This window comes from Rhodobacter sp. SGA-6-6, assembly GCF_011043545.1.
GTDB lineage: Bacteria > Pseudomonadota > Alphaproteobacteria > Rhodobacterales > Rhodobacteraceae > Pseudogemmobacter.
Map to the genome: position 1 here is coordinate 78,227 of NZ_JAAKGP010000006.1, position 22,271 is coordinate 100,497.

At 68.7% G+C, this 22,271-nt stretch carries 18 protein-coding genes; 14 read left to right on the forward strand and 4 right to left on the reverse strand.

The features are described 5' to 3' along the window. Positions 1–3 precede the first annotated feature (3 nt). From tssL to tagF, 3 genes are all read left to right on the forward strand, one after another. Positions 4–1,431, forward strand: coding sequence for a type VI secretion system protein TssL, long form (tssL, locus tag G5B31_RS12680; protein ID WP_165018215.1), 1,428 nt, complete (start codon positions 4–6; stop codon positions 1,429–1,431). 1 nt (position 1,432) lies between these two features. Next, positions 1,433–4,987, forward strand: a complete 3,555-nt coding sequence (gene tssM / locus G5B31_RS12685; protein WP_165018217.1) for a type VI secretion system membrane subunit TssM — start codon at positions 1,433–1,435, stop codon at positions 4,985–4,987. Positions 4,988–5,050: 63 nt separating this feature from the next. Further along, entirely contained in the window at positions 5,051–5,554 is a 504-nt protein-coding gene (gene tagF, locus G5B31_RS12690; protein WP_165018218.1) for a type VI secretion system-associated protein TagF, read from the forward strand. Here the strand turns inward: tagF and G5B31_RS12695 are convergent. The 4 genes from G5B31_RS12695 to G5B31_RS12710 form a co-directional block, all read right to left on the reverse strand. Continuing rightward, on the reverse strand, positions 5,541–7,844 hold the full coding sequence (locus tag G5B31_RS12695; RefSeq protein WP_165018220.1) for a type VI secretion system Vgr family protein: 2,304 nt from the start codon (positions 7,842–7,844) through the stop codon (positions 5,541–5,543). The genes tagF and G5B31_RS12695 overlap by 14 nt on opposite strands. A gap of 192 nt (positions 7,845–8,036) precedes the next feature. After that, the gene (locus tag G5B31_RS12700; RefSeq protein ID WP_165018222.1) at positions 8,037–10,466 is read right to left on the reverse strand and encodes an ImcF-related family protein; all 2,430 of its coding nucleotides are present in this window, start codon (positions 10,464–10,466) and stop codon (positions 8,037–8,039) included. Positions 10,467–10,470: 4 nt separating this feature from the next. Then, positions 10,471–11,361 (reverse strand): M15 family metallopeptidase, encoded by an 891-nt coding sequence (locus G5B31_RS12705; RefSeq protein WP_165018223.1) that lies wholly within the window; start codon positions 11,359–11,361, stop codon positions 10,471–10,473. Then, positions 11,361–12,119, reverse strand: a complete 759-nt coding sequence (locus G5B31_RS12710) for a PP2C family serine/threonine-protein phosphatase (RefSeq protein WP_165018225.1) — start codon at positions 12,117–12,119, stop codon at positions 11,361–11,363. The genes G5B31_RS12705 and G5B31_RS12710 overlap by 1 nt, the downstream gene beginning before the upstream one ends. 146 nt (positions 12,120–12,265) lie before the next feature. Here G5B31_RS12710 and G5B31_RS12715 point away from each other — a divergent pair, with 146 nt between their 5' ends. The 11 genes from G5B31_RS12715 to G5B31_RS12760 all read left to right on the forward strand — a co-directional run bounded on the left by G5B31_RS12715 (position 12,266) and on the right by G5B31_RS12760 (position 22,252). Then, positions 12,266–12,985, forward strand: a complete 720-nt coding sequence (locus G5B31_RS12715; protein ID WP_165018563.1) for an OmpA family protein — start codon at positions 12,266–12,268, stop codon at positions 12,983–12,985. A 162-nt stretch (positions 12,986–13,147) separates the two neighbouring features. Beyond that, positions 13,148–14,209, forward strand: a complete 1,062-nt coding sequence (locus tag G5B31_RS12720) for a chemotaxis protein CheB (RefSeq protein ID WP_165018226.1) — start codon at positions 13,148–13,150, stop codon at positions 14,207–14,209. Between the two features lie 38 nt (positions 14,210–14,247). Further along, entirely contained in the window at positions 14,248–14,406 is a 159-nt protein-coding gene (locus G5B31_RS21080; RefSeq protein ID WP_205911926.1) for a hypothetical protein, read from the forward strand. An 18-nt stretch (positions 14,407–14,424) separates the two neighbouring features. After that, positions 14,425–17,859, forward strand: coding sequence for a CheR family methyltransferase (locus G5B31_RS12725; RefSeq protein WP_346763916.1), 3,435 nt, complete (start codon positions 14,425–14,427; stop codon positions 17,857–17,859). Beyond that, positions 17,840–18,265 carry a response regulator gene (locus G5B31_RS12730; protein WP_165018228.1) on the forward strand — a complete coding sequence of 142 codons (426 nt, stop codon included), beginning with the start codon at positions 17,840–17,842 and terminating at the stop codon, positions 18,263–18,265. The genes G5B31_RS12725 and G5B31_RS12730 overlap by 20 nt, the downstream gene beginning before the upstream one ends. A gap of 225 nt (positions 18,266–18,490) precedes the next feature. After that, a complete protein-coding gene (locus G5B31_RS21085; RefSeq protein WP_205911928.1) occupies positions 18,491–19,111 on the forward strand; it encodes a hypothetical protein in 621 nt (206 codons plus the stop codon). A 312-nt stretch (positions 19,112–19,423) separates the two neighbouring features. Further along, complete coding sequence (locus G5B31_RS12740; protein WP_165018229.1) at positions 19,424–19,660, forward strand: hypothetical protein; 237 nt, start codon at positions 19,424–19,426, stop codon at positions 19,658–19,660. Further along, entirely contained in the window at positions 19,657–19,863 is a 207-nt protein-coding gene (locus G5B31_RS12745; RefSeq protein WP_165018231.1) for a hypothetical protein, read from the forward strand. The genes G5B31_RS12740 and G5B31_RS12745 overlap by 4 nt, the downstream gene beginning before the upstream one ends. Before the next feature lie 4 nt (positions 19,864–19,867). Further along, positions 19,868–20,818, forward strand: a complete 951-nt coding sequence (locus G5B31_RS12750) for a hypothetical protein (protein WP_346763913.1) — start codon at positions 19,868–19,870, stop codon at positions 20,816–20,818. Between the two features lie 4 nt (positions 20,819–20,822). Next, a complete protein-coding gene (locus G5B31_RS12755; protein WP_165018233.1) occupies positions 20,823–21,869 on the forward strand; it encodes a bifunctional DNA primase/polymerase in 1,047 nt (348 codons plus the stop codon). A gap of 68 nt (positions 21,870–21,937) precedes the next feature. Next, positions 21,938–22,252, forward strand: a complete 315-nt coding sequence (locus G5B31_RS12760) for a head-tail connector protein (protein ID WP_165018234.1) — start codon at positions 21,938–21,940, stop codon at positions 22,250–22,252. The last annotated feature ends 19 nt before the right edge of the window (positions 22,253–22,271 follow it).

Consider the following 22,271-nt stretch of genomic DNA (forward strand, 5'->3'; position numbering starts at 1 on the left):
GACATGACGGACAAGGACGACCCCTTCGGCCTGTCTTCCGACGCAGGGCGGACCCGCATCCGCCCGGTGGCGGGGGCGCGTCCGCTGCCGCCGATGCCGCCGCAGGGCGGGCAGACCTGGGGGGCGCCGCCTCCGCCGCAGCAACCGGCTTTCGGCAGTTTCGGCGGCGGTCCCGGCTTCGCTCCCTCGGCCCCGGCCCGGCCGCGCGGGCAGCGGCCCCATGCCAACCCGCTGGTGGCGGCCTTCGCGCCCTTGCTGGAACTGGCGCCTGAACTGGAACGGGCGCATCCCCCGGCCCAGCCGGAAGTGCTGCGGCAGAGGGTGCAGGGCAGCCTGATCGACGCCCGCGATGCGGCGGTGGCGCTCGGCCAGCCGCTGACCCGGGCCAATCAGGGGGCGTGGTTCGTGGCCGCGCTGATCGACGACATCGCGCTGAACACCCCCTGGGGCGGGCACAGCGACTGGCCGCGCCAGCCCATCGTCACCCAGTTGACCGGAGAGGTCGATGCCGGCACCCGCTTCTTCCGCCATCTGGAGGAGCTGGTCGCCCATCCCAACCGCGACCCGGACCTGCTGGAGCTGGCCTATCTCTGCCTCGGCCTCGGCTTCCGCGGCCAGTATCGTCCGCAGGGGCCGACCGGCGAGGCGACGATCACCGCGCTGCGCGGCCAGATCGCCCGGGCCCTGCGCAACGTCGACACCCTGGCCGCGCCGCTGTCGCCCCATGCCGATGGGGTGAAGGTGCCGGACGAGCCGCGCCGCTTCGCCGTGCCGATCTGGACCATCTGGCTGGCCGCGGTGGCGCTGATCGCCGCGATCTACACCGGGCTGTCGCTGCAACTGGGCAACAAGGCCGAGCAGCTGTTCGTCTCTGCCGCCGCCCTGCCGCCGGCCGAGCGCGCCGGCATCTTCCGCCCCGTCCGCGACACCAATGCCCCGCCCGAGCCGGTGCCGGTGGTGGAGCCGATGGTGACCTTCGAGCTGCTGCCCCTGTTCCAGGAAAAGGCCCCGGCCGAGACCGCCTCCGCCCTGAAGGGGCGCGAGGACGTGTCGATGGCGGTCCTGGTGGTGCAGGGCACCGACCCCGAGGTCTTCCGCAGCGCCAAGGCCGACCTGCGCGACGAATACCAGCCGCTGATCGCCGCCATCGCCCAGGTGATCCTTGAAAACGCCGAGGTGATCGGCCGCATCACCGTGGTCGGCCATACCGACTCGGTCCCCGTGCAGGCCAGCAATCCGTTCCAGTCGAACCAGGGCCTCAGCGAGGCCCGCGCCGCCACCATCGCCAAGTTGCTGGTCGCGGCCGGCGTCCCGGCCGATCAGGTGGTGTCGGAGGGCCGCGCCGACACCCAGCCGGTGGGCGACAACGCCACCAAGGAAGGCCGCGCGCAGAACCGGCGGATCGAGATCAAGATCGAAAAGAGGCTCTGAGATGCGGCTGATCAAGAGCCTGTTCCGTTTCCTGATCTCCCGCAAGCTGTGGGTCTTCATCGGCGTGATCCTGCTCTGCGCGCTGATCTGGCAGTTCGGCCCCTTGCTGGCGCTCGGCGACCTGCACCCGCTGGAGGAGGAGTTGAACCGGCTGATCGCCATCGGCGTGGTGGTGATCCTGTGGCTGTTCTCGATCCTCTTGGCGCAGCTGCGGGCGGCGCGGAAGAACCGGATGTTCGTGACCGAGCTGGCGGCGCCCCCGCAGGTGGCGGCAGCCCGGCCGGGCGAGGCCAACCTGGCGGCGATGAACACCAAGTTCGCCGAAATCCTGGGCCAGATGAAGAAATCCCGGCTGGGCGCGAAGAAGTTCCTGCGCGAGATGCCCTGGTATGTGATCATCGGCCCGCCCGGCACCGGCAAGACCACGGCGCTTCGGCAATCCGGCCTGCATTTCCCCATCGACCTTTCCGACGACATCAAGGGCGTGGGCGGCACCCGCAACTGCGACTGGTTCTTTACCGACACCGCGGTGCTGGTCGACACCGCCGGGCGCTATGTCGAGCAGGCCTCCGACCCGGAAGTGGATGCGGTGGAATGGGGCGGCTTCCTTGCCCTGTTGAAGAAGCACCGCGGCAAGCGCGCGCTGAACGGGGTGATCGTCACGCTGTCCCTGCAGGAGCTGCTGGGGGACGAGGCCGCGCTGCGGGCCCACGGCAAGACCATCCGCAAGCGGCTGGCCGAGTTGCGCGAGAAGCTGGAAATCCAGCTGCCGGTCTATCTGATGATCACCAAGGCCGACCTCGTGCCCGGCTTCGAGGCCTTCTTCGCCGACCTGACCAGCCGCGACCGCGAGCAGGTCTGGGGCGCGACGCTGCCCACCGACGCCCGCCCCGAGGGCACCGTGATCGCGCGGGAATTGCGCGGCCTCTTGGCCCGGCTGGAAAGCCGCCTCTCCAGCCGCATGGCCGAGGATGCGGCGCTGCCCTGGCGGGCCGAGGTGTTCCGCTTCCCGGCGCAGGTCGAAAGCCTGGAAGGCGCGCTGAAGCTGCTGGTGGAGACCGTCTTCGGCGAAAGCCGCTATGAAGAGGCGCCCTGGCTGCGCGGCTTCTACTTCACCTCGGCGGCGCAGGAAGGCAGCCCGATCGACCGGATGCTGGTCGAGATGGCAGGCGCCTACGGCTTGCGCGCCGATCCGCCGCCGCGCCGCGCCGCGGGCGAGCAGCGCAGCTATTTCCTGCACGATCTGCTGGCCGGGGTGATCTTCCCCGAGGCCGGCCTCGGCCAGTTCGACCGCGCGGCCGAGGAGCGGCGGGTCTGGATCTGGCGCGGCTCGGCCGCCGCCGCGGCGCTGGCGGTCACGCTGGCGGGGCTCGGGTTCCTTTATTCCTACCTCAACCAGTCCGGCGTGGTGGCCGACCAGGCCCGGCTGACCGCCGACCTGTCGCAAAGGCTGGCGAACGTGGCCTCGCGCCAGGCGCCGACCGATCCGCTGGATCTGGACGTGGCGCTGGAGGCGATGGCCGAGATCGAGGCGGCGCGGACCCCGGCGCAGGGCTCGGTGCTGACGCTGGTCGGCCCTTCGGCGCGGACCGACCTCGACCGGGCGCAGCGGATCGCCTACGAACACGGGCTGGAGACGATCCTGGAGCCGCGGATGGTCGCGCTTCTGGAGGCGACGATGTGGCGCGAGATCAGGAACCCCGAGTTCCTGCTGGGCGCGCTGAAATCCTACCTGATGCTGACCGGCAAGGCCCCCTACGACCGCGAGTTCCTGACCTATTGGTGGACCGAGCAACTGCCCGGTCACGCCCCGATCCCGCCCTTCCCGACCGAGGCGGCGCTGGCGCACCAGCTGGCCGCCATCGACCGGGCGGGCGGCGACGAGGCGGCGCAGCGCATCCAGCCCGACGATCTGCTGGTCGCCAAGGCGCTGGAGGCGATCTGCACCGTGCCGCTGTCGGTCCGGGCCTACAACAGCCTGATGCAGGACCCGAACGTCACCGGCCTGCCGGAATGGATCCCGGCCGAGACCGCGGGGCCGAACGCGACCAAGGTGCTGACGCGGCTGTCGGGCAAGACGCTGCGGATCGGCCTGCCGGGGGCCTATACCTACGAGGGCTTCCACAGCGTCATCCTGCCGCTGATCCCCGAGGTGGCGGCGCAGGCGGCGCTGGACCGGGCGGTGTTCACCGGCGGCTGCGCCGAAAGCAGCGACACCTCGGTCGAGGCGCTGGAGCAGGATATCCTGAAGCTTTATTCCGACGACTTCATCGCGCAATGGGACGGCTTCCTGCGCGACATCAGGCTGGCGCCGATCACCGACCTGACGGTGGCGACGGCGAATCTGAAGGACCTCGCCAGCCCGGACAGCACCCTGAAGCGGCTGTTGCGGGCGGTGGTGACCGAGACCGACCTGATGGCGGTGCCGCCCGAGCCGGAGGAGGGCGCCGATACCGGCGGGCTGGTCAAGGCGGCGACGAAACGGCTGGGCAAGCTGGGGTCGCTGATCTCGAAGGCCGACAAGGCGGCGGACAAGATCGGCGTCGGCAAGGATAGCGCAGGCCCGCCCGCCGACCCACCGGGCAAGACCATCGCCGACCATTTCGCGCCGCTGAAGGCGACGATCAACGAGGTCGACGGGGTGCCGCCGCTGATCACCGATGCCGAGACCGCGCTCGGCGCGCTGGCGAACGAGTTGCAGACCGTGGCCGCCAGCCCGGACCCGGAGGCGGCGTTGCTGGCCCGGGGCGGGCTGCCGCAGCTGACCGGGCAGCTGGCCAATGTGGCGGCGATCCTGCCCGATCCGGTGGACGACTGGCTGACCGGCCTTGCGGGCGACACCATCTCCGTGACCCGCGATGCGGTGGTGGCGCAGCTGAACGCGCGCTGGAAGGCCGACGTGCTGCCCTTCTGCACCAGCGCCACCGCCGGGCGCTATCCGTTCGAGAGGGGCTCGGCCATCGACGTGAACACCGCGGATTTCCAGCGGCTGTTCGGGCCGGGCGGGCTGATCGACGAATTCACCAACACCCACCTGCTGCAATATGTCGACACCACGGTGCGGCCATGGAGCTGGCGCGCCGATTTCGGCCTGCCCGCCGCCAGCCTGCAACCCTTCGAGCAGGCCCGGTCGATCCGAGAGGCCCTGTTCCCCGGCGGCGCCGGCCCGATCATGGCCTTCACGCTGGAGCCGAAGGACCTGTCGGCCAATGCCGCGCGGGTGACGCTGAACCTCGACGGTCAGAACCTGGTCTATTTCAACTCGGCCACCCGCCCGCAGGCGATGACCTGGCCGGGCAAGGACGGCACCAACCTGATCTCGCTGTCGTTCTCGCCGGTGGATGGCACCGGCGAGATCCTGACCTCGGAGACCGGGGCCTGGGCATGGCTGCGGATGATCAGCGGCAAGCTGAAGAAGACCGATCTGCCGGAGCTGTTCAGCCTGACGCTGTCCTCCGGCGGCTTCTCGGCGCGGTTCGAGCTGCGGGCGGCCTCGGTCGAGAACCCGTTCGACCTGACGATGTTCGGAAACTTCAAATGCCCGCAGGGATTCTAGGGCCAGCACAAGTTCCTTGGAAGGAATTTGGCAATTTTCTTCCAGGAAAATTGCGGGCCTCCCATGGCTGAGGGGATGACCGGCTTCCACGGGAAGCTGCCCGTCGCCGGCGATTTCCTGACCCGCGGCCTGCCCTCGGGCTTCGCCGCCTTCTGGGACGGCTGGGCGGCGCGTCATCTGGCGCGGCGCGAGGATTGGCCCGAGGGTGGCCTGCGGCTGCGGCTGGCCTCGGGCGGCCGGGTCGCGGCCGGCGTCGCGGTGCCGGGCGCCGACCGGGTGGGGCGGCGCTTTCCGCTGGCGGCTTTCCTGATCGCTGCCGACCTGCCCGGCCCGCCGGGGCTCGATCCCTGGTGCGACGCCGCCTTCGCGCTGCTGCGCAGGGCGCAGGAGGACGGCCTCATGCCGGAAGAACTGGACGAAAGGCTGCAAGGGCTGGCGCCGCCCGATGCGGCGGGGGAAGGCTCCGCCTCGGGGTCGATGCAGCTCTGGTCCCGCGGCCGGCCCGCCGCGGCCTGCGACCCGGGCAACCCGCAGGAGGCGCTGGACCGCCTCTTCAGTTGTTCTTGATCTTCGAGCCCTTAACCGTCACGTCGCTGCTGGCCTTGACGTTGATCTTGCCCGAGCCGGTCAGGGTGATGTCCTTGCCCTCGATGTTGATGGTGCCGTCCTTCTTCATCGAGATGGCGGCCTTGCCGGTCTTGATCACGATGGAATCGGCCGCCTCGATGATGATGGACTTGCCGGATTTCACCGCCAGCGCGCCCTTGATGTCGTGCAGCGTGTCCTTCGCCACCTTGGTGGTCTGCCCGCCGGCGATGGTATTGGTCTGGTCCTTGGCGACATCCAGGGTCTGGCCGCCGCCGATCTTGACCGATTGGTTGCCGCCCATGCCGACCGACTGGTTGGAGGCGATGGTCCATTTGTCGTCGCTGCCGATGGTATGGGTCTGGTCGCTGCCGACGGTGACGATGCGGCTTCCGCCGATGGTGTTGACCTGCTCGGCGCCCACGGTGCGGATCTCGGCCGCGCCGACGGTGTCGGTGCGCACGGCGCCCACGGTGATGGTCTGGGCGATGGCGACGGTCTGGCTGTGGTTCGCCCCGATGGTCTCGGTGGAATTGGAACCGATGTTTATCGTCTCGTTCACGCCGACCGTCAGCGTCCGGTTCGACCCCACCGTCTCGTCGTCGTTGACGCCGATCGAGACGGTCCGGTTATTGCCGACGCTGACCGCCTTGTCGTTGGCCACGCTTTCGGTGCGGTCATGGCCGATGGACTGGGTGGCGTCATGGCCGACGTCTTCCACCCAGTCGTGGCCGATGGTGCGGGTCTCGTCGTTCTTGACCAGTTCGTTGTGGTCCTTCTCGGCCTGGAAATAGACCTCCTCGGCTCCGGCCTTGTCCTCGAAGCGCAGCTCGTTGTAGCCGCCCGTCGTGGGCGTGGACCAGCTTTTCCAGCCCGACTGGCTGGCGTTGTCGGGCAGGCCGTAGGGCACGGTGTTCTGCGCGTGGTAGACCCGGCCGGTGATGATCGGCTGGTCCGGGTCGCCTTCGAGGAAGTCGACGATCACCTCATGGCCGATGCGCGGAATCTGGATGAAGCCCCAGCCGGCGCCGGCCCAGGCGGCGGAGACCCGGACGAAGCAGCTGGAGTTCTCGTCGCGCTTGTCCAGCCGGTCCCAGTGGAAATGCACCTTCACGCGAGAAAATTCGTCGCAGAAGATTTCCGCCCCCGCCGGGCCGACCACCACCGCGGTCTGCGGCCCCTGCATCCGCGGCTTGCGGGTCCGGCGCGGCGGGCGGAAGGTCACGTCCTTCGGCGCCAGGTCCAGCCGCACCTCGTAGCCCGAGCCCTCCTGCCCCTGGCCCGCCCGCAGCTCCTCGTCCCACATGCTGTAGTCGGCGCGGATGACGAAATAGTCGCGGTTCTCCGACTCGCGCGGGAACAGCTCCAGCTTGAAGACATTGCCCGAGCGCAGGTGCCTCGCCGTGCCCTTGGCCGCGATCCGGTGCTTGTCGGCCTGCAATTCGTGCAGCCGCCGCGCCGCGATGGCGTCGCCGGGCGACAGCTCCAGGTAGCGGCCGGGGTAATGGTAGACCTCGCCCTTGTCCTGGGCATGGCCGACCGGGGATTCGGTCAGCGTCATCAGGTCGAAGGCCGGCTTCTTGAAGTCGTAGTCGGTCTGGGTGAACTTGCCCGACCGCACCGTGGACTTCGGGATCCACTGGGTGATGAAGTCGCCCTCGTCATAGGCGATGCGGCTGTCGGGCTCGTAGGGCACGGTCTCGCCGCCCTCGGCCGGCTGCATCGCCTCGTTGCCGTCGACGATCACCATGGTGTGGCCGTCGTCGTCATGGGTGAAGAAGTAGAAGATGCCCTCGTCCTCCATCAGCCGCTGGATGAAGTCCATGTCGCTTTCGCCGTATTGCACGCAATATTCGCGCTTCTCGTAGCGGGCCTGCAGCTTCAGCTTGAACTTCGCCTCGGGCCAGGACTTCAGCACCTCCTCGATGATGTCGGGGGTGGTCTTCTCCTGGAAGATGCGGTTGTCGCTGTCCAGGGACAGGAACCACAGCCAGGGCCGCAGCGTCAGGCGGTAGAAGCTGAGGTCGTCGCGGATGTCCTCCAGCGCCATGTCGGCGACATGGCCGTGGAAGGTGCGCGGCGTCTCGCCCTCGACCTTGATCTCGGCCTTGGTGCCAAGGACCTTCAGCGGGTCCAACTCCATGTCCTTGGTCGAGATCAGCAGGCTGTAGGCGAAGGGGCGGGAGATTTCGTCCCAGCCCTCCATCCGGGCGAAAAACACTTCGGCTTCGATGGCGGGAACGGAAACGGTGATATGACGATGAAGCGGCAAGGCGATGATCCCTGGATGAAGCGGGCCGTCGAAAAGGGGGCGGTGCAAATACCGGGGGAGTATAGACGGATTCGCAGGCTTTGGCGCGTGTGAAATTCCGGTCCTTCCGGCCTGTTGCGGCCTCTTCGCCCGTCTTCGACGGCTCATCGGCAGGACGCCGCCCGCGACGAGCCGTCGAAGACGGACGAGGAACTACAGGACGGGCGGGCAGGCGAAGCCCTGCATCAGCTTGCGCAGCGCGATCGGGTTCTGCGGCTTGTCGACCAGGATTTCCAGGAACAGCCGCGACTGGTCGGCCTTCAGGTCGACCAGGAAGCGCTTGCCGCTGTCGCGGTCGCGCAACCGCAGGGGCGCCAGCAGCCGCAACAGGCCCCAGTAGCCCGGCTGCGCCAGCCGCGCCTCGCCGGCGCCGGAGTTGAACACCACCTCGATGCCGGCCTGCGGGTCGGCGCCGGGCCAGGCCAGCACCAGGCTGTCGGTCGCCGCCTCTACCGGCCCGCCGTTGCCGCCGAGGCTGACGAAGGCGCGGCCGCGCTCGGCCAGGGCCGAGAGGGTCAGCGTGGACCCGGCGCGGCCGTCGGGAAAGAGGCCGGTGCCGATCTCGGTGGCGCGTTGCAGGAAGACGGCGGAGTCGGGGTTCAGCCCCTCGAACCGCGCCTCGGGCTTCCAGCGCCAGGGGGTGTCGGTCATGTCCAGCATCTGCGCGGCGCGGGCCTTGACGAAACGGTCGATCGTGCCGCCCGGCGCGAAAAGGCGCTGCACCTGCTCGGGGTCGGCATCGGCGCCGTCGCCGAAGGGGAAGCGGCCCTGGGTGACGGCGAGGCAACTTTCCAGCACCTCGGTCTGCCAGATCCGGGTCAGGTTGTTCGACAAGAGGTCGGCATGTTCGGCGCCGGTCTGGGCCAGGGTGTCCTCGACCAGTTGCACCACCACCCTCGGCGCCACCCCAAGGGCGGCGACCGAGGCCGCGCGGTCCTGCACCGACATCAGCCGCTGCTGCCCGCGTTCGTCGTCGCGGTCCTGCGCGGCCAGCGCGACGTTCAGCCCGGCGAAGAGGGTGGCGATCTCCTGCATCCGGCCGGCTTCGACATACTGGACCATCGGGCCGAAGACGGCGGCGATCTCGATCTGCTGGGGGTGGCTGCGGCGGCGGTCGGTGCCGCCGGCCTGCAGCCAGACCTCGCGGAGCAGCGCCTCCAGCGGCGAGGAGCGGCGGGCGAGTTCGCCCGAGATGCGGACCGAGGAATCGGGGGTGGTGAATTCGCGCACCCGCAGGTCGGCAAGATAGTCCGACCAGCGGGCGAGGGTGTCGTCCTGCAGCCGGTCCATCAGCACGTCCGGCGTGTCGTTCTGCGGTTTCGGCGGTGCGGGGAACAGCCTCGCGGCCTGGTCGCGGGCGGCCTGCACCGCCAGCCCGGCGCCGAAGTTGCGGGCGTGGTCCCAGCCGGCCTGGGTATAGAGCCCCGGCATCGGCAGTTCCATCGGCAGGCCCGACTTGCGGCGCAGGATCACCGAGAGGCCGGGGACGGCGGTGTCGGGCCGCCAGCCGGGCAGGGCGGCGGCATTGGCCGAGCGGCGCAGTTCCAGATAGGCGCGGTCCGGCTCCGGCGCCTCGGCGGCGATGCCGCGGGCCTGCTCCAGCAGTTCCGCATCCGGCGGGGCAGGGGGCGCGGCGGGCGGGTCCAGCGCCGCCAGATGCGGGGCGAGGCCGGCCAGCGCCGGGTCGGCCCCGGCCCGGTCGGCGGCCCATCCGGCCAGCCAGTCCGGTTGCCATCCGGCCTGCCCCGACAGCACCGACCAAGCCCGCAGCGTGTCGTAGGCGGCGGCCGGTTCGCCCTCGGAGGCCAGCGCCCGGTCGATGGCGGCGGAGAGGAGCGGCGGCAGATGGCGTTGAAGCGCGTCCTGATAGGCGGCTTCGGCATGGGCGGCCGCGTCGTAGCCGAGGACCCCGGCGAAGAGGCTGATCGGCGCCTTCTCCCGTGTCCCGGCTGCGTTCCGCGTCACGGCCGCCAGCCGGTCCAGCCGGGGGGCGAGGTCGGGGAAGGGGCCGGCGCGGTCCAGCCCGATCTCCAGCACGCGGGCGTCGAAGGCGGCGGCGAGGTCGCGGTGGAAGCGCCATTCCACCCAGGCCCCCCATCCCGCCACCGCCAGCAGGTAGGCCGCCACCAGCACGGCGACGATCCCGGTCCAGTTCGCCGCCACCGGCGAGGTGTCGAAGGCCCGCCGCCCGCTGTCCAGCCGGGCCAGGCAGGCGGTGACGAAGGCGACGCTCTGGCGATGCTCCGGCGCCTCGCCGGCGCGGCGGACGTATTCGGCCAGGTCGGCGGAAGAGACCTCGCGCCCCTCGAACAGCAGCCGCCGCGCCTCCGGCCCCCAGCGGGTCACGTCGATCTGCCGGTTCTCCCGCGCCTTCTGGTCCAGGATCAGCGCCAGCGCGGCGCGGGCCGGCGGCACCGCGGGGCCGGGGATGCCGGCGCGCTGCAGGGTGACGGTGAAGCGGTCCAGCAGCACCGCGGAATGCTTCAGCAGGTCGGACTGCCTTTCGTCCCGCACCCCCGCCAGCCTGTCGGCGAAGGCCAGCACCGGCTCGGCCGCGCGGTCGATGATGCCTTCCCCCGCCATGGGGTCAGAGCTTCCCTTCTTCCTGCCATTTGCGCAGGGTTTCCTCGCCCACCTCGAAATGCATCGAATCCTCGCGGTTGTAGGCCGCGCCCCAGAACCAGCCTTCCTCGTTGAAATATTCCGCCAGGATCAAGAGGCCGAACTGGGTGCCGCCATCGGCGAAGCCGTCCAGCTGCCCCTCCAGCGTCAGGTCGATGGCGGTGGCCCAGGAATGGTTGGAGATCGAGGTCGAGGAGCCGCGGATGAAGCGGACGCACAGTGCCCCGGCGGTGCCGACCTTGGCATAGATGTCGGGATCGGTTTCCTTCAGCCGGTTCATCACCCGCTCCAGGCTGTCCAGCGCGGGCTTCAGCATGGTGACCTTGATCGGGCCGATCTGGCGGGTCTCCAGCAGCGCCTTCAGGCGCGGATTGGTGACGCCCTGGCATTCGGTGTTGTAGCCCTCGCGCGGCTGGCCGAGGATTTCCAGCATGGTCCTGTTGCGCGGCTGGGTGATGCCCTTGTTGAAGCGGGTCTTCGCCAGGATCATCTGCTCGGTCAGGTCCTCGGTCGGCGGGTTCTCGAAATCCTCGTCGGGCAGCAGCGCGGCGGGGTCGGTGGTGATCACCTCCTGCCCGTCCTCGACCGGCGCCACGGTCTGGACGGGCGCTCGGTTGGCGAGAAGGCTCATGTCCTCGCGCAGGCGGGTCTGGTCCTGGGTCAGCGCCTCGATGCGGGCGCGGTCCTCCACCGCCGCCGCCTCCAGCCGCGCCACGGTCTCCTCCAGCCGCTGCAGCCGCAGGTCGGTGCCGCTGTCGGCGGTGTCGATCAGCACGGTGACCACGGCGAAGGCGATGGCCGCCACCACCACGCCGATGGCGACGATCACCGGGCCGATCAGCGTGCCGCGTCCCATCAGCCCGCCACCAGATCGACCACGATCACCGACACGTTGTCGGGGGCGCCCTCGTCCAGCGCCCGGCGGACCAGCGCCTCGGCCGCCGCCTTCGCATCCGGCCCCTCGGCCGTCAGCTGGGCGATCACCGATTCATAGACGCAACGCGGCAGCCCGTCCGAGCACAGCAGCAGCCGGTCCCCCGCCAGCAGCGGCACGGCGGAGTGATCGACCTCGATCTCGTCCGCCGCCCCCACGGCGCGGGTGATGATATGCGCCTCCGGGTGGCCCTCGGCGGCATCGCGGGCCAGTTCGCCGCGGTCCACCATGTCCTGCACCAGCGTATGGTCGTGGGTCAGCATCCGAAGCCGCCGCCCGCGCATCAGATAGGCCCGGCTGTCGCCCGCCCAGGCGACATGGGCGATGCCGCCCTGGATGAAGAGCGCCACCACCGTCGCCCCCATCGTCCGCGCGCCCCGCGCCGCGGCGGCCTCGCGCACCCGGGCGTTGGCGGTCTCGATCGCGGCTTCCAGCGCCTCGGCCGGCGGGGCGTCGTCGCGGATGGCGGCCAGGCTGTCCACCACCAGATCGGCGGCCATCGCCCCGCCCTCATGCCCGCCCATGCCGTCGGCGACGGCCCAGAGGATGCCCGCCGGATCGGCCAGGATCGCGTCCTCGTTGGCGGGGCGGACACAGCCGCGGTGGGTCAGCGCGTGGCCCTTCGGCAGGGGCATGGCGGTGTTCCAGGGTTTCGGCACCACGGTCGTGGGCTGGTTCATCCCGCCCTCTCCCGCCCCGGCCCATGCAAGGCAAGTCTGAAATCCCAAGTCATTGTGAACGGCCTGCGGGAATGGCGGCAATTGAAAACAGCTTCAGGCTAGCATAGGATGGCAAGGCGTTTAACTGGAATTTTAGGGTGTATTACATGCATTGCCGGGCCCTTCTGCTGGCCGCCGTCGCGCTGGCCGCTTCATCCCTTTCCGTCACCGCCCAGGGGCTGACGGACGAGGAGATCCTTCAACGCTTCCTCGTCCAGCGCGAGGCCTATACCGCGGTCCGCACCGGCAACGGATCGACCCGGGGCCTTTCCATCGTGACGGTGGAGGACCTGGACAACGCCCCCGCCGGGGTGGACGTCGCGGACACCGGCCCCGAACTGGGCGATCCCGGCGGCGAGGACAGCACCGTCATCGTCGCCGGCACCGACGACACCACGCCGGGCACCGACACTTCCGGCGGGCTGGTCGAGGTGGCGGGCAACGACACCCCGCCCAGCATCGACCCGACCCAGGTCGGCGTGCTGCCCGAGGAGTTGCAGGTGAACGTCCGCATCAGCTTCGACTACGACTCGGCGGTGATCAAGGCCGACCAGAAGCCGGTGCTGGACCAGATGTGCCGGGTGATGCAGGCCTCGGACATCAAGCTGTTCCGCATCATGGGCCATACCGACGCCGCCGGCTCGGACGCCTACAACGAGCGGCTGTCGTTCATGCGCGCCGAAGAGGTGAAGCGTCGGCTGGTCTCGGACTGCGGCATCGCGCCGGACCGGCTGGAGGCGATGGGTCTGGGCAAGCGCTTCCTCATCGACAAGGACAACCCCAAGGCGGCCGAGAACCGCCGGGTGGAATTCCAGGCGCTGAGCTGACCCCCTGCCGATCTTCGGAAAAGCGCCCCTCCGGGGGCGCTTTTGCGTTTGGGGGCTGGAACAGATGGCGCTTTCCGGCGTTCACTTCCGGGCAGCCTGACCCTGTCCTGACCGGACCCCGCGACCATCCGGCCGCTGATCGGTCTGCAGGAGGAGACGGCCATGGTATTCGCCAATCGGGATCTCGTGGTGATCGGCGGCTCTGCCGGGGCGGTGGGGCCGTTGAAGGAAATCCTTGCCGCGCTGCCCGCGGACCTTCCCGCCGCCGTCGCCGTGGTCCTGCACATTCCGGCGGAAAGCACCGGCATCTTCGTCACCGTGTCCTCGGCCGTCTCGGCCCTGCGGGTGAAACATGCCGAGGAGGGCGAGGAGGTGCGGCATGGCCATGTCTATCTGGCGCCGCCCAACCGCCATCTGCTGATCCTCGAGGGGCGGATCAGGCTGGGCACCGGGCCGCGCGAGAATCTGGTCAGGCCGGCGATCGACCCCTTGTTCCGCTCGGCGGCGCTGTCCTACGGCCCGCGGGCGATCGGCGTCATCCTCAGCGGGATGCTGAACGACGGCGCCTCGGGGCTGGCCGCGATCAAGCGCTGCGGCGGCATGGCGCTGGTGCAGACCCCGCAGGAGGCGGAGGCGCGGGAAATGCCGCTGGCCGCGCTGGAAGCCGCCCCGGTGGATCGCAGTGCCCACGCCGCCGACCTGGCCTTTTCCATCCGCGAACTGGTGGCGCAGCCGCCGGGTCCGCCGCAGCCGCCGCCGGCCGACATCGCGCTGGAGGTCGAGATCGCGGCGGGCGGCGCGGTCGACCGCGGGGCCTTCGCCCGGCTGTCGAAACCCACGGCCCTGACCTGTCCGGACTGCGGCGGCGTGCTGTCCGAGATGCTGGGCGACAAGTCGGTCCGCTTCCGCTGCCAGGTGGGACATGCCTATGACGGCAAGACCCTGATGACCCGCCAGGAGCACGAGGTGGACGAGGCGATGCGGGTGGCGCTGCGGATCATCGAGGAACGGGCGGCGCTGGTGGAGCGGATGGGCCGCGATGCCTCCACCACCGGGCGGGCAGGCATGGCCGAGACCTACGAGACGCGGGCGGCCGAATACCGCTCTTACGCCGACGTGCTGCGGACGGCCGTACTGCGGCAGATCGAGAAACGCGCGGCTTTCGAGACGGAAGACGGGGACGAGGCGGAACGTCGTGGCCCCATGGAGCCGGGCGCGGTATAAGGAAGGGCGAAGCAGGGGATCGCGGGCTGGAGAGGCGAATGAACGACGACAGCGGCGAGACCGGCCGGGAAGGTTCAGGCGAAAGCACCGCCGCCGAAGGGACAGTCCTGCGCGGGATCATCGGCATCGGCGCCTCGGCCTTGAAGACCTGGAACCTCGCCCGGCTGATCGGCGAGATGGCGGGCAGGCTGGACTAGCTTGCCGCCGTCATCCTGCTGCAAAAGGGCGAGGCGCTTGCCGAAGAGGATCTCGCCGCCCTGACCGCGGCGGCGGGCGGCAGCCTGCCCGCGGCGCGGGACCGCATGGCGCTGGAGCCCGGCGGCATCTGGCTGGCCCCCGCCGGCGCCCGGGTGACGATCAGCGGCGGGCGGCTGCGGGTGCGGGCGGCGCCCGAGCCGGCCGGCGAACGGGGCACGATCGACAGCTTCTTCGTCTCGCTGGCCGAGGACCAGAAGGACCGTGCGGTCGGCATCATCATGGAGGGCGTCACCCACGGCGACGGCACCCTTGGCACCACCGCCATCAAGGAGTTGGGCGGCTTCACCCTGGCCGAGCGGAGCGGGGCGCAGGATGCCGAAGAGCTTCACGACCAGTCGCCGCGGACGGCCGCAGCCATCGCCGATTTCCTGGGCCCGGTCGAAGAGGTCGCCGGCCGCGTGCTGGCGCATCACCTGAAGCGGCGGCGGCAGCAGGCCGCCCACAGCTTCGAGGACATGGTGGCCGAGGCCGGGCCGCAGCTGAAGAAGATCGCCACCGTGCTGCGCAACCGCACCGGCCACGATTTCCACGGCTACAAGCACAACACCTTCTTCCGCCGCGTGCAGCGGCGGATGCAGGTGACGCAGGCCGAGACGGTCGAGGCCTATCTGGACGTGCTGCGCACCGATGCCGAAGAGGCGCAGAACCTGTTCAACGACCTGCTGATCGGCGTCACCCATTTCTTCCGCGACCAGAAGGAATTTCAGGCGCTGGAACGCGAGGTGATCCCGCGGCTGTTCGAGGGCAAGGGCGCAGGCGACCAGATCCGGGTCTGGGTCCTGGGCTGCGCCACCGGCGAGGAGGCCTATTCGCTGGCGATCCTCCTGCGCGAGCACATGTCGCGGATCGACGCGGTGCCGCATATCCAGATCTTCGCCACCGACATCGACAGCCGCGCCCTGACGCAGGCCCGGGTCGGCCGCTATGCCGCCTCGGCGGTGCAGGAACTGTCGCCCGAGCGGCTGGCGCGCTGGTTCGTGAAGGAGGGCAATACCTATTGCATCGTCAAGGAGTTGCGGGAGATGTGCATCTTCTCGCAGCACAACCTGATCAAGGATGCGCCTTTCTCGCGGCTGGACCTGGTGTCCTGCCGCAACCTGCTGATCTACCTGAATGCGGAATTGCAGAACCGGGTCATCCCGCTGTTCCACTTCGCGCTGAAGCCGGGCGGGTTCCTGTTCCTCGGCAATTCCGAGAACGTCTCGCGCCACGGCAAGCTGTTTGCGCCGGTGGACCGCCGGTTCCGCATCTTCCGCCAGGTCGAGACGATAAACCGCGTGCTGCCGCAGTTTCCGCTGTCGGCCGCAACCGGGGTGCGCCCGCCGATGGATGCCCCGGTCTTGCCCCGGCCGGCCTTCACCAACGGCTCGGCCGTCGCCAAGCAGGCCGAGCGGCTGATGGAACGCTATGCGCCGGCCTATCTGATCCTGGACGAGAACCACGACGTGCTGCATTTCTCGGGCCGCACCGGGCGCTATCTCGATCCGCCGACCGGGATCGCCACGCTGAACGTGTTCAATCTGATCCACCGCGACCTGCGGATGGATCTGCGCGCCGCGCTGCTGAGGATCGAGACCGACGGCCAGCCGGTGCGGGTCAACGGGCTGCGGGTGGGGCAGAACGGCAAGACCATGTTCGTGACCCTGACCATCGAGCCCCTGGACGGCGGCCCCGGCCATCCGCGGCGCCATGCGGTGATCCTGCAGGACGGCCATGTCGTCTCGGACGAGGACGAGGCGCACCAGTTCGCCAGCGCCCGCCTGTCCAGCGCCGAGGACGAGACTGTCCGCCGGCTGGAAGAGGAACTGCGGATCACCCGCGAGCGGCTTCAGGCGACGATAGAGGAACTGGAAAGCACCAACGAGGAGTTGAAGGCCTCGAACGAGGAATACCAGTCGGTCAACGAGGAGCTGCAATCCTCGAACGAGGAACTGGAGACCTCGAAGGAAGAATTGCAGTCGCTGAACGAGGAGCTTCAGACCGTCAACGGCGAGCTTGCGCATCGGGTCGAGGAACTGGGGCGGGCGAATTCCGACCTCAAGAACCTCTTGGAAAGCACCCAGATCGCCACGGTGTTCCTGGACAATGAGTTGCGGATCAAGAGCTTCACCCCCGCCATCACCGACATCGTGCACCTGATCGACAGCGACGTGGGCCGGCCGATCCACCACATCGCCAAGAAGATCGCCTATGACGACCTGGAGGGCGACGCCCGGCGGGTGATCCGCACGCTCAGCACCATCGAGCGGGAAACCGCCAGCCCGCAATCCGGCTCGCGCTTCCTGACCCGGATCCTGCCCTATCGCAGCGTGGACAATGTCATCGAGGGGGTGGTGATCACCTTCCTCGACATCACGCCGCTGTCGCGGGCCGAACAGCGGCTGCGCGAAAGCGAATCCCGCTTCCGGTCGGTGGTGGAGGGCATCCCGCAACTGGTCTGGCGGGCGGTGGACGGCGGGCAATGGACGTGGAGCAGCCCGCAATGGACCCAGTTCACCGGCCAGACCGAAGAGGCCTCGCTGGGGCAGGGCTGGCTGGAGGCCGTGCATCCCGACGACCGCGACACCGTGCGCGAGGCATGGGCGACCGCGGCGGAGACCGGAAAGCTGGAAGTCGACCACCGGCTGTGGAACGCCGACGCGGGCGACTGGCGCAGCTTCCGCCTGCGGGCCAGCCCGGTGCGGAACGATGCCGGCCAGCCGGTGGAATGGTTCGGCACCGCCACCGACGTGGACGAACTGCTGGCGCTGCAGCAGCGGCAGGAGATGCTGCTGCACGAGCTTCAGCACCGGGTGCGCAACATCCTGGCGCTGGTCCGCTCCATCGCCACCCGCACCGCCCGCACCAGCGAGACGGTGGAGGATTACGAGCGCGAACTGGGCGGCCGCATCACCGCCATGGCCCGCACCCAGAACATCCTGACCAGCGCCCCCGGCGCGCGGCTGGACCTGGCCGAGCTGTTCACCAACGAACTGATCGCGCAGGGCGCCCGGATTCCGGGCAACGTGTCGGTTGCAGGCCCGCATGTCACCCTGTCCGGCAAGGCGGCCGAGAGCCTGAGCCTGGCCATCCATGAACTTGCGACCAATGCCGCAAAATACGGTGCGCTGTCATCCGACCAGGGCCGGCTGACCGTGTCCTGGCAGGTCGCGGACCCCGAAACCTCGCCGCGGCTGGTCATTTCCTGGGTCGAGGAGGGCGTCGAGGTGCCGCCGCCGAAGCGGCGCGGTTTCGGCTCGGACCTGATCGAAAAGGTGGTGCCTTACGAATTCAATGGAACAGGGCGGCTCGATCTGGGTTCCGAAGGTCTGAGGTGCAACATCGAGTTGCCTCTTTCCGAGGACATGCAGCTGGACAGGAGCGACCGGACCGATGGAGACCCCCCGAGATGAGCCGGATGCCGGCGGGGCGCTTGCCGGGCTGCGGGTCCTGGTGGTGGAGGACGATTTCCTCCTCGCCGAGGATGTCTGCGAATGCCTCCGCAGCGAAGGCGCCGGCATCGTGGGACCGGCGGGAACGGTCGAACAGGCGGTGACGCTTGCCTGGGCCGACGAGGACCTGGACTGCGCCGTGCTGGACCTGAACCTGCGGGGCAAGCCGGTCGACGACATCCTTCGCATCCTGGCGGCCAAGTCGGTGCCGTTCTTCTTCATCACCGGCTACCAGGCCGGAGGGATTTCGGAGGAATTCGCCGCCGTGCCGCGGCTGGTGAAACCGTTCCATCCCCGGCAGCTGGTGGATATGATACAACGCCAGGTAGAAACGTCGGAGGGAGGAAGGCAGGATGAGCGGGAATGATCCGGGAGACGGCCGTCTCTTCTCCGGGGAAGGGGCGGGCAAGGCATCGGAAGAGGATATGCCGCCCTCTCCCAGGCTGCAGGCCCTGGCCCTGAAACTGACCCTGGCGCTGGAGGCGCGGAACAGGGGGGCCGGCGAAGGCACCGACGAGGGAACATTGCCGGAATGAAGCTGGCCCCCTCATCTCCGCCTCCGGGCGGAAGCCCTGCGACCGGCTCCGGCGGAATGCAGGCGCGGCTTCTGCGGGGCTACAGCATCCTGATCGTGGAGGACGAATATTTCCTGGCCGACGACCTGGCCCAAAGGTTCGAGGGGACCGGGGCCATCGTGCTGGGGCCGGTCGGCACCGTGCGGGATTCGATCGAGCACATCTCCCGCAGCGACGCCATCAGCGTGGCGGTGCTGGACATCCGGCTGGGGCGGGAACTGGTCTTCCCGGTGGCCGATGCCCTGGCCGACCGGCTGGTGCCCTTCGTCTTCTACAGCGCCTATGACGAGCTGAGCCTGCCGGAGCGGTTCCGCGATATCCGCCGCGTGAGCAAGGTCGCCGGGCTGGACGAGATCGTCCGGGCGATCCTCGCCGAACGCGCCATTGCCGAGGCCACCGCCATGCTGGGCCCCGACGAGGCGGATCTTGCCGGCGGCACGGCGCTGCTGCCGCCGCTGCGGCTGATGGCGCGGCTCTTGACGGGCGACCAGGCCCGGGCGGACGATCTGGTCGCCCTGGCGCTGGAGCGGGCGATCTCTGCGCCGGCTTCCCTGGCCCGCCACCCATCGCGGTTGCGCTGGCTGGCGGGGCTGGTCGAACAGGCCTGGGTGGAAAGCCTGCGGCAGCGCCTGCACTGAGGCCGGTCACGGCAACCGGCCCGGCAACCTATGTCCTTGAGTTCGCGTCGGGCGGCTCGCCTGCGCGGCTTGAAGAGCAGGCATTCGTGGCAGCGGCTTCGGACACCCCGGTAAATCGTCCATCCCGTCAGGGTTTGGACGAGGATGAGGAAATACCCCATGCGGATAGCTTGCAGGAAGAAGTGGCAGCCCGTAGGGGGCGTAAAGTCTCCTGACAATTCAACGACTTCCGATTGTCTAACCGCCCCTCATCCCCCCATTGAAAACATTGGGGAAACCGGCGCGTTGGCTAACCCGGAATCGGGGCCGGAAATGGAAAGCCCCGCTGCCGTTGGAGCGGCACACGGGGCGAATGGCAAAGCGGTCCAGCTTGCTTCCCGCATCATCGCAGATTTCACTGGCGAAGTCCATTCCGCCGATCTGATCCGCGACCTGATCCTGATCGCACTGGACGCGACCGAATCCCCCGACATGACCGACCGGAACCGGCTGGAAGCCCGCGCGGCTCTGGCCGAGGCGCTGGACCTGATCGAGGGGGCGGCGCAATGAACGCGGCTCTCAAAAAGCACCTATCGGACCTGCAAACGAAAGCGTTGCAAGCCTCCTGCCTGTCGGAAGCCCTGAACGCGGTGATCGACTACCGGGAACACCATGACATAGCGGTGGCCCTGCTTGAGAAGATCCATGCCCTTGCGGACGATCTGAACAATGGCCTCGACATCATGAGCCTTTCGCGGGCGATTGAGGGCTGACAGCGTGAATATTCCAGCAGGCCGTAAAACCGGCGCTGGGGAATTTACGGCCTGCCCGAAAACTTCCCGGCCCCGTGGCTACATCGAGCATTACAACCCCCAAGCCAAGACGCGGGAGCTTCTGGCGCAGGCTCAGGCCGTGCTGGACGAATACCGCCAATACTGGCCCCTGACCTGCCGCCAGATCTTCTATCGGCTGGTTGGTGCGCATGGCTATGACAAGACGGAGGCGGCCTATGGTCGCCTCTGCCACCACCTTGCGAATGCCCGGCGGGCACGGATGATCCCATTCGCCGCGATCCGCGACGATGGCGTGACGACGAAATACAATCTGCATTGGGATGACCGGGACGCCTTCATTGCGCACCTGCGCTACCTCAGCAGCAACTACAAGCGCGACAAGCTGGCCGGGCAGGAATACCACATCGAGGTGTGGTGCGAGGCGGCGGGGATGCTGCCGCAGCTCCACGACGCTGCCAGCCCCTATTCAGTGCAGGTCTATTCATCGGGCGGCTTTGATAGCCTGACTGCGAAGAAGGACTTGGCCGACCGCATTTGCCGGATCGAAAAGCCGACCGTCATCTTGCACCTGGGCGATTACGACCCGAGCGGCGAATCCATCTTTGACAGCGTGGCCGAGGACGTGGCTGCCTTTGTCGAAGCTGACCGCAGGCACGGGCTTATCACCGTTCAGTTTGAGCGGGTGGCGCTGACCGCTTCGCAGGTTCGGATTTACGATCTGCCGACCGCCCCGCCCAAGGCCACCGACAGCCGGTCCAAGGGCTGGACGGGCGGCACCTGCCAGCTTGAGGCGCTGCCCCCTGACATCATCGCGCAAATCCTGCGTGAGGCCATCGAGCGGCATATCGACTTCGTTCAATACGGCATGGACGAGGCCAGCGAAAAACGCGAGCGCGAGGAAGTTTCCCGCCTGCTTCTGCCGGGGCCGAGGTGACGGCATGGGCGTGTATGACAAAAGCTTGTCCGCCTATCTGGCGGCTGGCCTTCCCGTGTTTCCCGTCGATGCGAGGACCAAGCGTCCGGCGGTAAAGGGCTGGCAGACAGCGGATGCCCGGCGGGCGCGCGGATGGGCATCGGCGCCGAAGCTGGCGGCGTGCGACGGGATCGGTATCGTCATGGGGCCGCCGTCCGGGCTGGTGGAGATCGACGTTGACGCGGTGGGCGAGGCGTGGACCGCAGCGGCGGTGGATCGCTTCGGCGAAACCCCGATCACGATCCGCACGGCGACCGGCAAGAGCAAACTTTGGTTTCGGCACAATGGTGAGGGGCGGCGTATCCGGCCCTTCGAGGGGCTGCCGGTGGATGTGCTGGGCGCCGGGTTCACCATCGCGCCACCGTCATGGCGGGAAGATCTGGGCGCGGCCTATGTCTTCGAGCGTGGCGGGCTGGATGATCTGCACCGGCTGCCCTGCCTGCGGGCCGAAAGTTTCGAGCGGGCGCCCGCTGGCGTCCATGTGGGCGAGCGCAACAATGCACTCTGGCGATACTGCATGACACAGGCACGGCACTGCGATGATGTTGAGGCGCTGATCGACGTGGCGGCGACGTGGAACGAGGCCTTCCCCGATCCTCTCGCCAGTCCCGAGGCCGAAGCTTGCGCCCGCAGCGCATGGGGCTATCAGGTGCAGGGCCGCAACTTCCTCGGCCTGCGCAAGCCCGCCGTCACCGAGGCGGATCGGATCATGGATGCACTGATAGACGCGCCCGATGCGCTGGTGCTGTTCCAGATGTTCCGACGCTGGCACCGGGGGCGGCCGAGCTTTGCCATTGCGCCAACCGCCATGAGCGCCGCAGGGAGTCCGCCGTGGCATCGAACCCGGATACAGGCGGCCCGCGACGTGCTGTTGGGGCGCGGGTTCATCATCGAGGTGCAGGCGCCAATCCGAGGGCGGCGAGCCGGTCAATACCGCTTCGGGCAAATGGCAGATTCCGGCAAAGATCATAATACACCGCCCCCCCTGCATGAGGGGGAGAGGGGGCAGTAGCGGGTGTTCGGATTATGTTCAAATTCACTGAGGTAGCATAATACCCCATTGTGTGATAAGAACGGACCATGAACGTTTCCGATCTTCTCACCGCTGCCAAGCTCCACGCCCGCATTGACCATGCGGACGACGACCCCGACATGCTGCTGATCCTCTCGGCGGCTGCCGGTGATGTGGCCCATGCAGCCGAATACACGCTGCCCCCTGCTGCTGCCGATCTGCCCGACGACATCAAGCTGGCAATCATCGACCAGGCGGCCATGCTGTTCGATGCGCGAGGCGGCGAGACTGACCGGCCTCTGGGCTTGTCGATGGCAGCGGCGCGGATCACGGCCCGCTATCGTGGGGTGCGGCTATGCCTGCCACCGCCAGCGACCGAGTGAAGCGCCCGAGGGGCAGACC

What these genes read in the sequence shown, in the direction of transcription:
- tssL (WP_165018215.1), top strand. Translation starts at nt 4, where the DNA reads ATGACGGACAAGGACGACCCCTTCGGCCTGTCTTCCGACGCAGGGCGG.
- tssM (WP_165018217.1), top strand. Translation starts at nt 1,433, where the DNA reads ATGCGGCTGATCAAGAGCCTGTTCCGTTTCCTGATCTCCCGCAAGCTG.
- tagF (WP_165018218.1), top strand. Translation starts at nt 5,051, where the DNA reads ATGGCTGAGGGGATGACCGGCTTCCACGGGAAGCTGCCCGTCGCCGGC.
- G5B31_RS12700 (WP_165018222.1), bottom strand. Translation starts at nt 10,466, where the DNA reads ATGGCGGGGGAAGGCATCATCGACCGCGCGGCCGAGCCGGTGCTGGCC.
- G5B31_RS12705 (WP_165018223.1), bottom strand. Translation starts at nt 11,361, where the DNA reads ATGGGACGCGGCACGCTGATCGGCCCGGTGATCGTCGCCATCGGCGTG.
- G5B31_RS12710 (WP_165018225.1), bottom strand. Translation starts at nt 12,119, where the DNA reads ATGAACCAGCCCACGACCGTGGTGCCGAAACCCTGGAACACCGCCATG.
- G5B31_RS12715 (WP_165018563.1), top strand. Translation starts at nt 12,266, where the DNA reads ATGCATTGCCGGGCCCTTCTGCTGGCCGCCGTCGCGCTGGCCGCTTCA.
- G5B31_RS12720 (WP_165018226.1), top strand. Translation starts at nt 13,148, where the DNA reads ATGGTATTCGCCAATCGGGATCTCGTGGTGATCGGCGGCTCTGCCGGG.
- G5B31_RS21080 (WP_205911926.1), top strand. Translation starts at nt 14,248, where the DNA reads ATGAACGACGACAGCGGCGAGACCGGCCGGGAAGGTTCAGGCGAAAGC.
- G5B31_RS12730 (WP_165018228.1), top strand. Translation starts at nt 17,840, where the DNA reads ATGGAGACCCCCCGAGATGAGCCGGATGCCGGCGGGGCGCTTGCCGGG.
- G5B31_RS21085 (WP_205911928.1), top strand. Translation starts at nt 18,491, where the DNA reads ATGCAGGCGCGGCTTCTGCGGGGCTACAGCATCCTGATCGTGGAGGAC.
- G5B31_RS12740 (WP_165018229.1), top strand. Translation starts at nt 19,424, where the DNA reads ATGGAAAGCCCCGCTGCCGTTGGAGCGGCACACGGGGCGAATGGCAAA.
- G5B31_RS12745 (WP_165018231.1), top strand. Translation starts at nt 19,657, where the DNA reads ATGAACGCGGCTCTCAAAAAGCACCTATCGGACCTGCAAACGAAAGCG.
- G5B31_RS12755 (WP_165018233.1), top strand. Translation starts at nt 20,823, where the DNA reads ATGGGCGTGTATGACAAAAGCTTGTCCGCCTATCTGGCGGCTGGCCTT.
- G5B31_RS12760 (WP_165018234.1), top strand. Translation starts at nt 21,938, where the DNA reads ATGAACGTTTCCGATCTTCTCACCGCTGCCAAGCTCCACGCCCGCATT.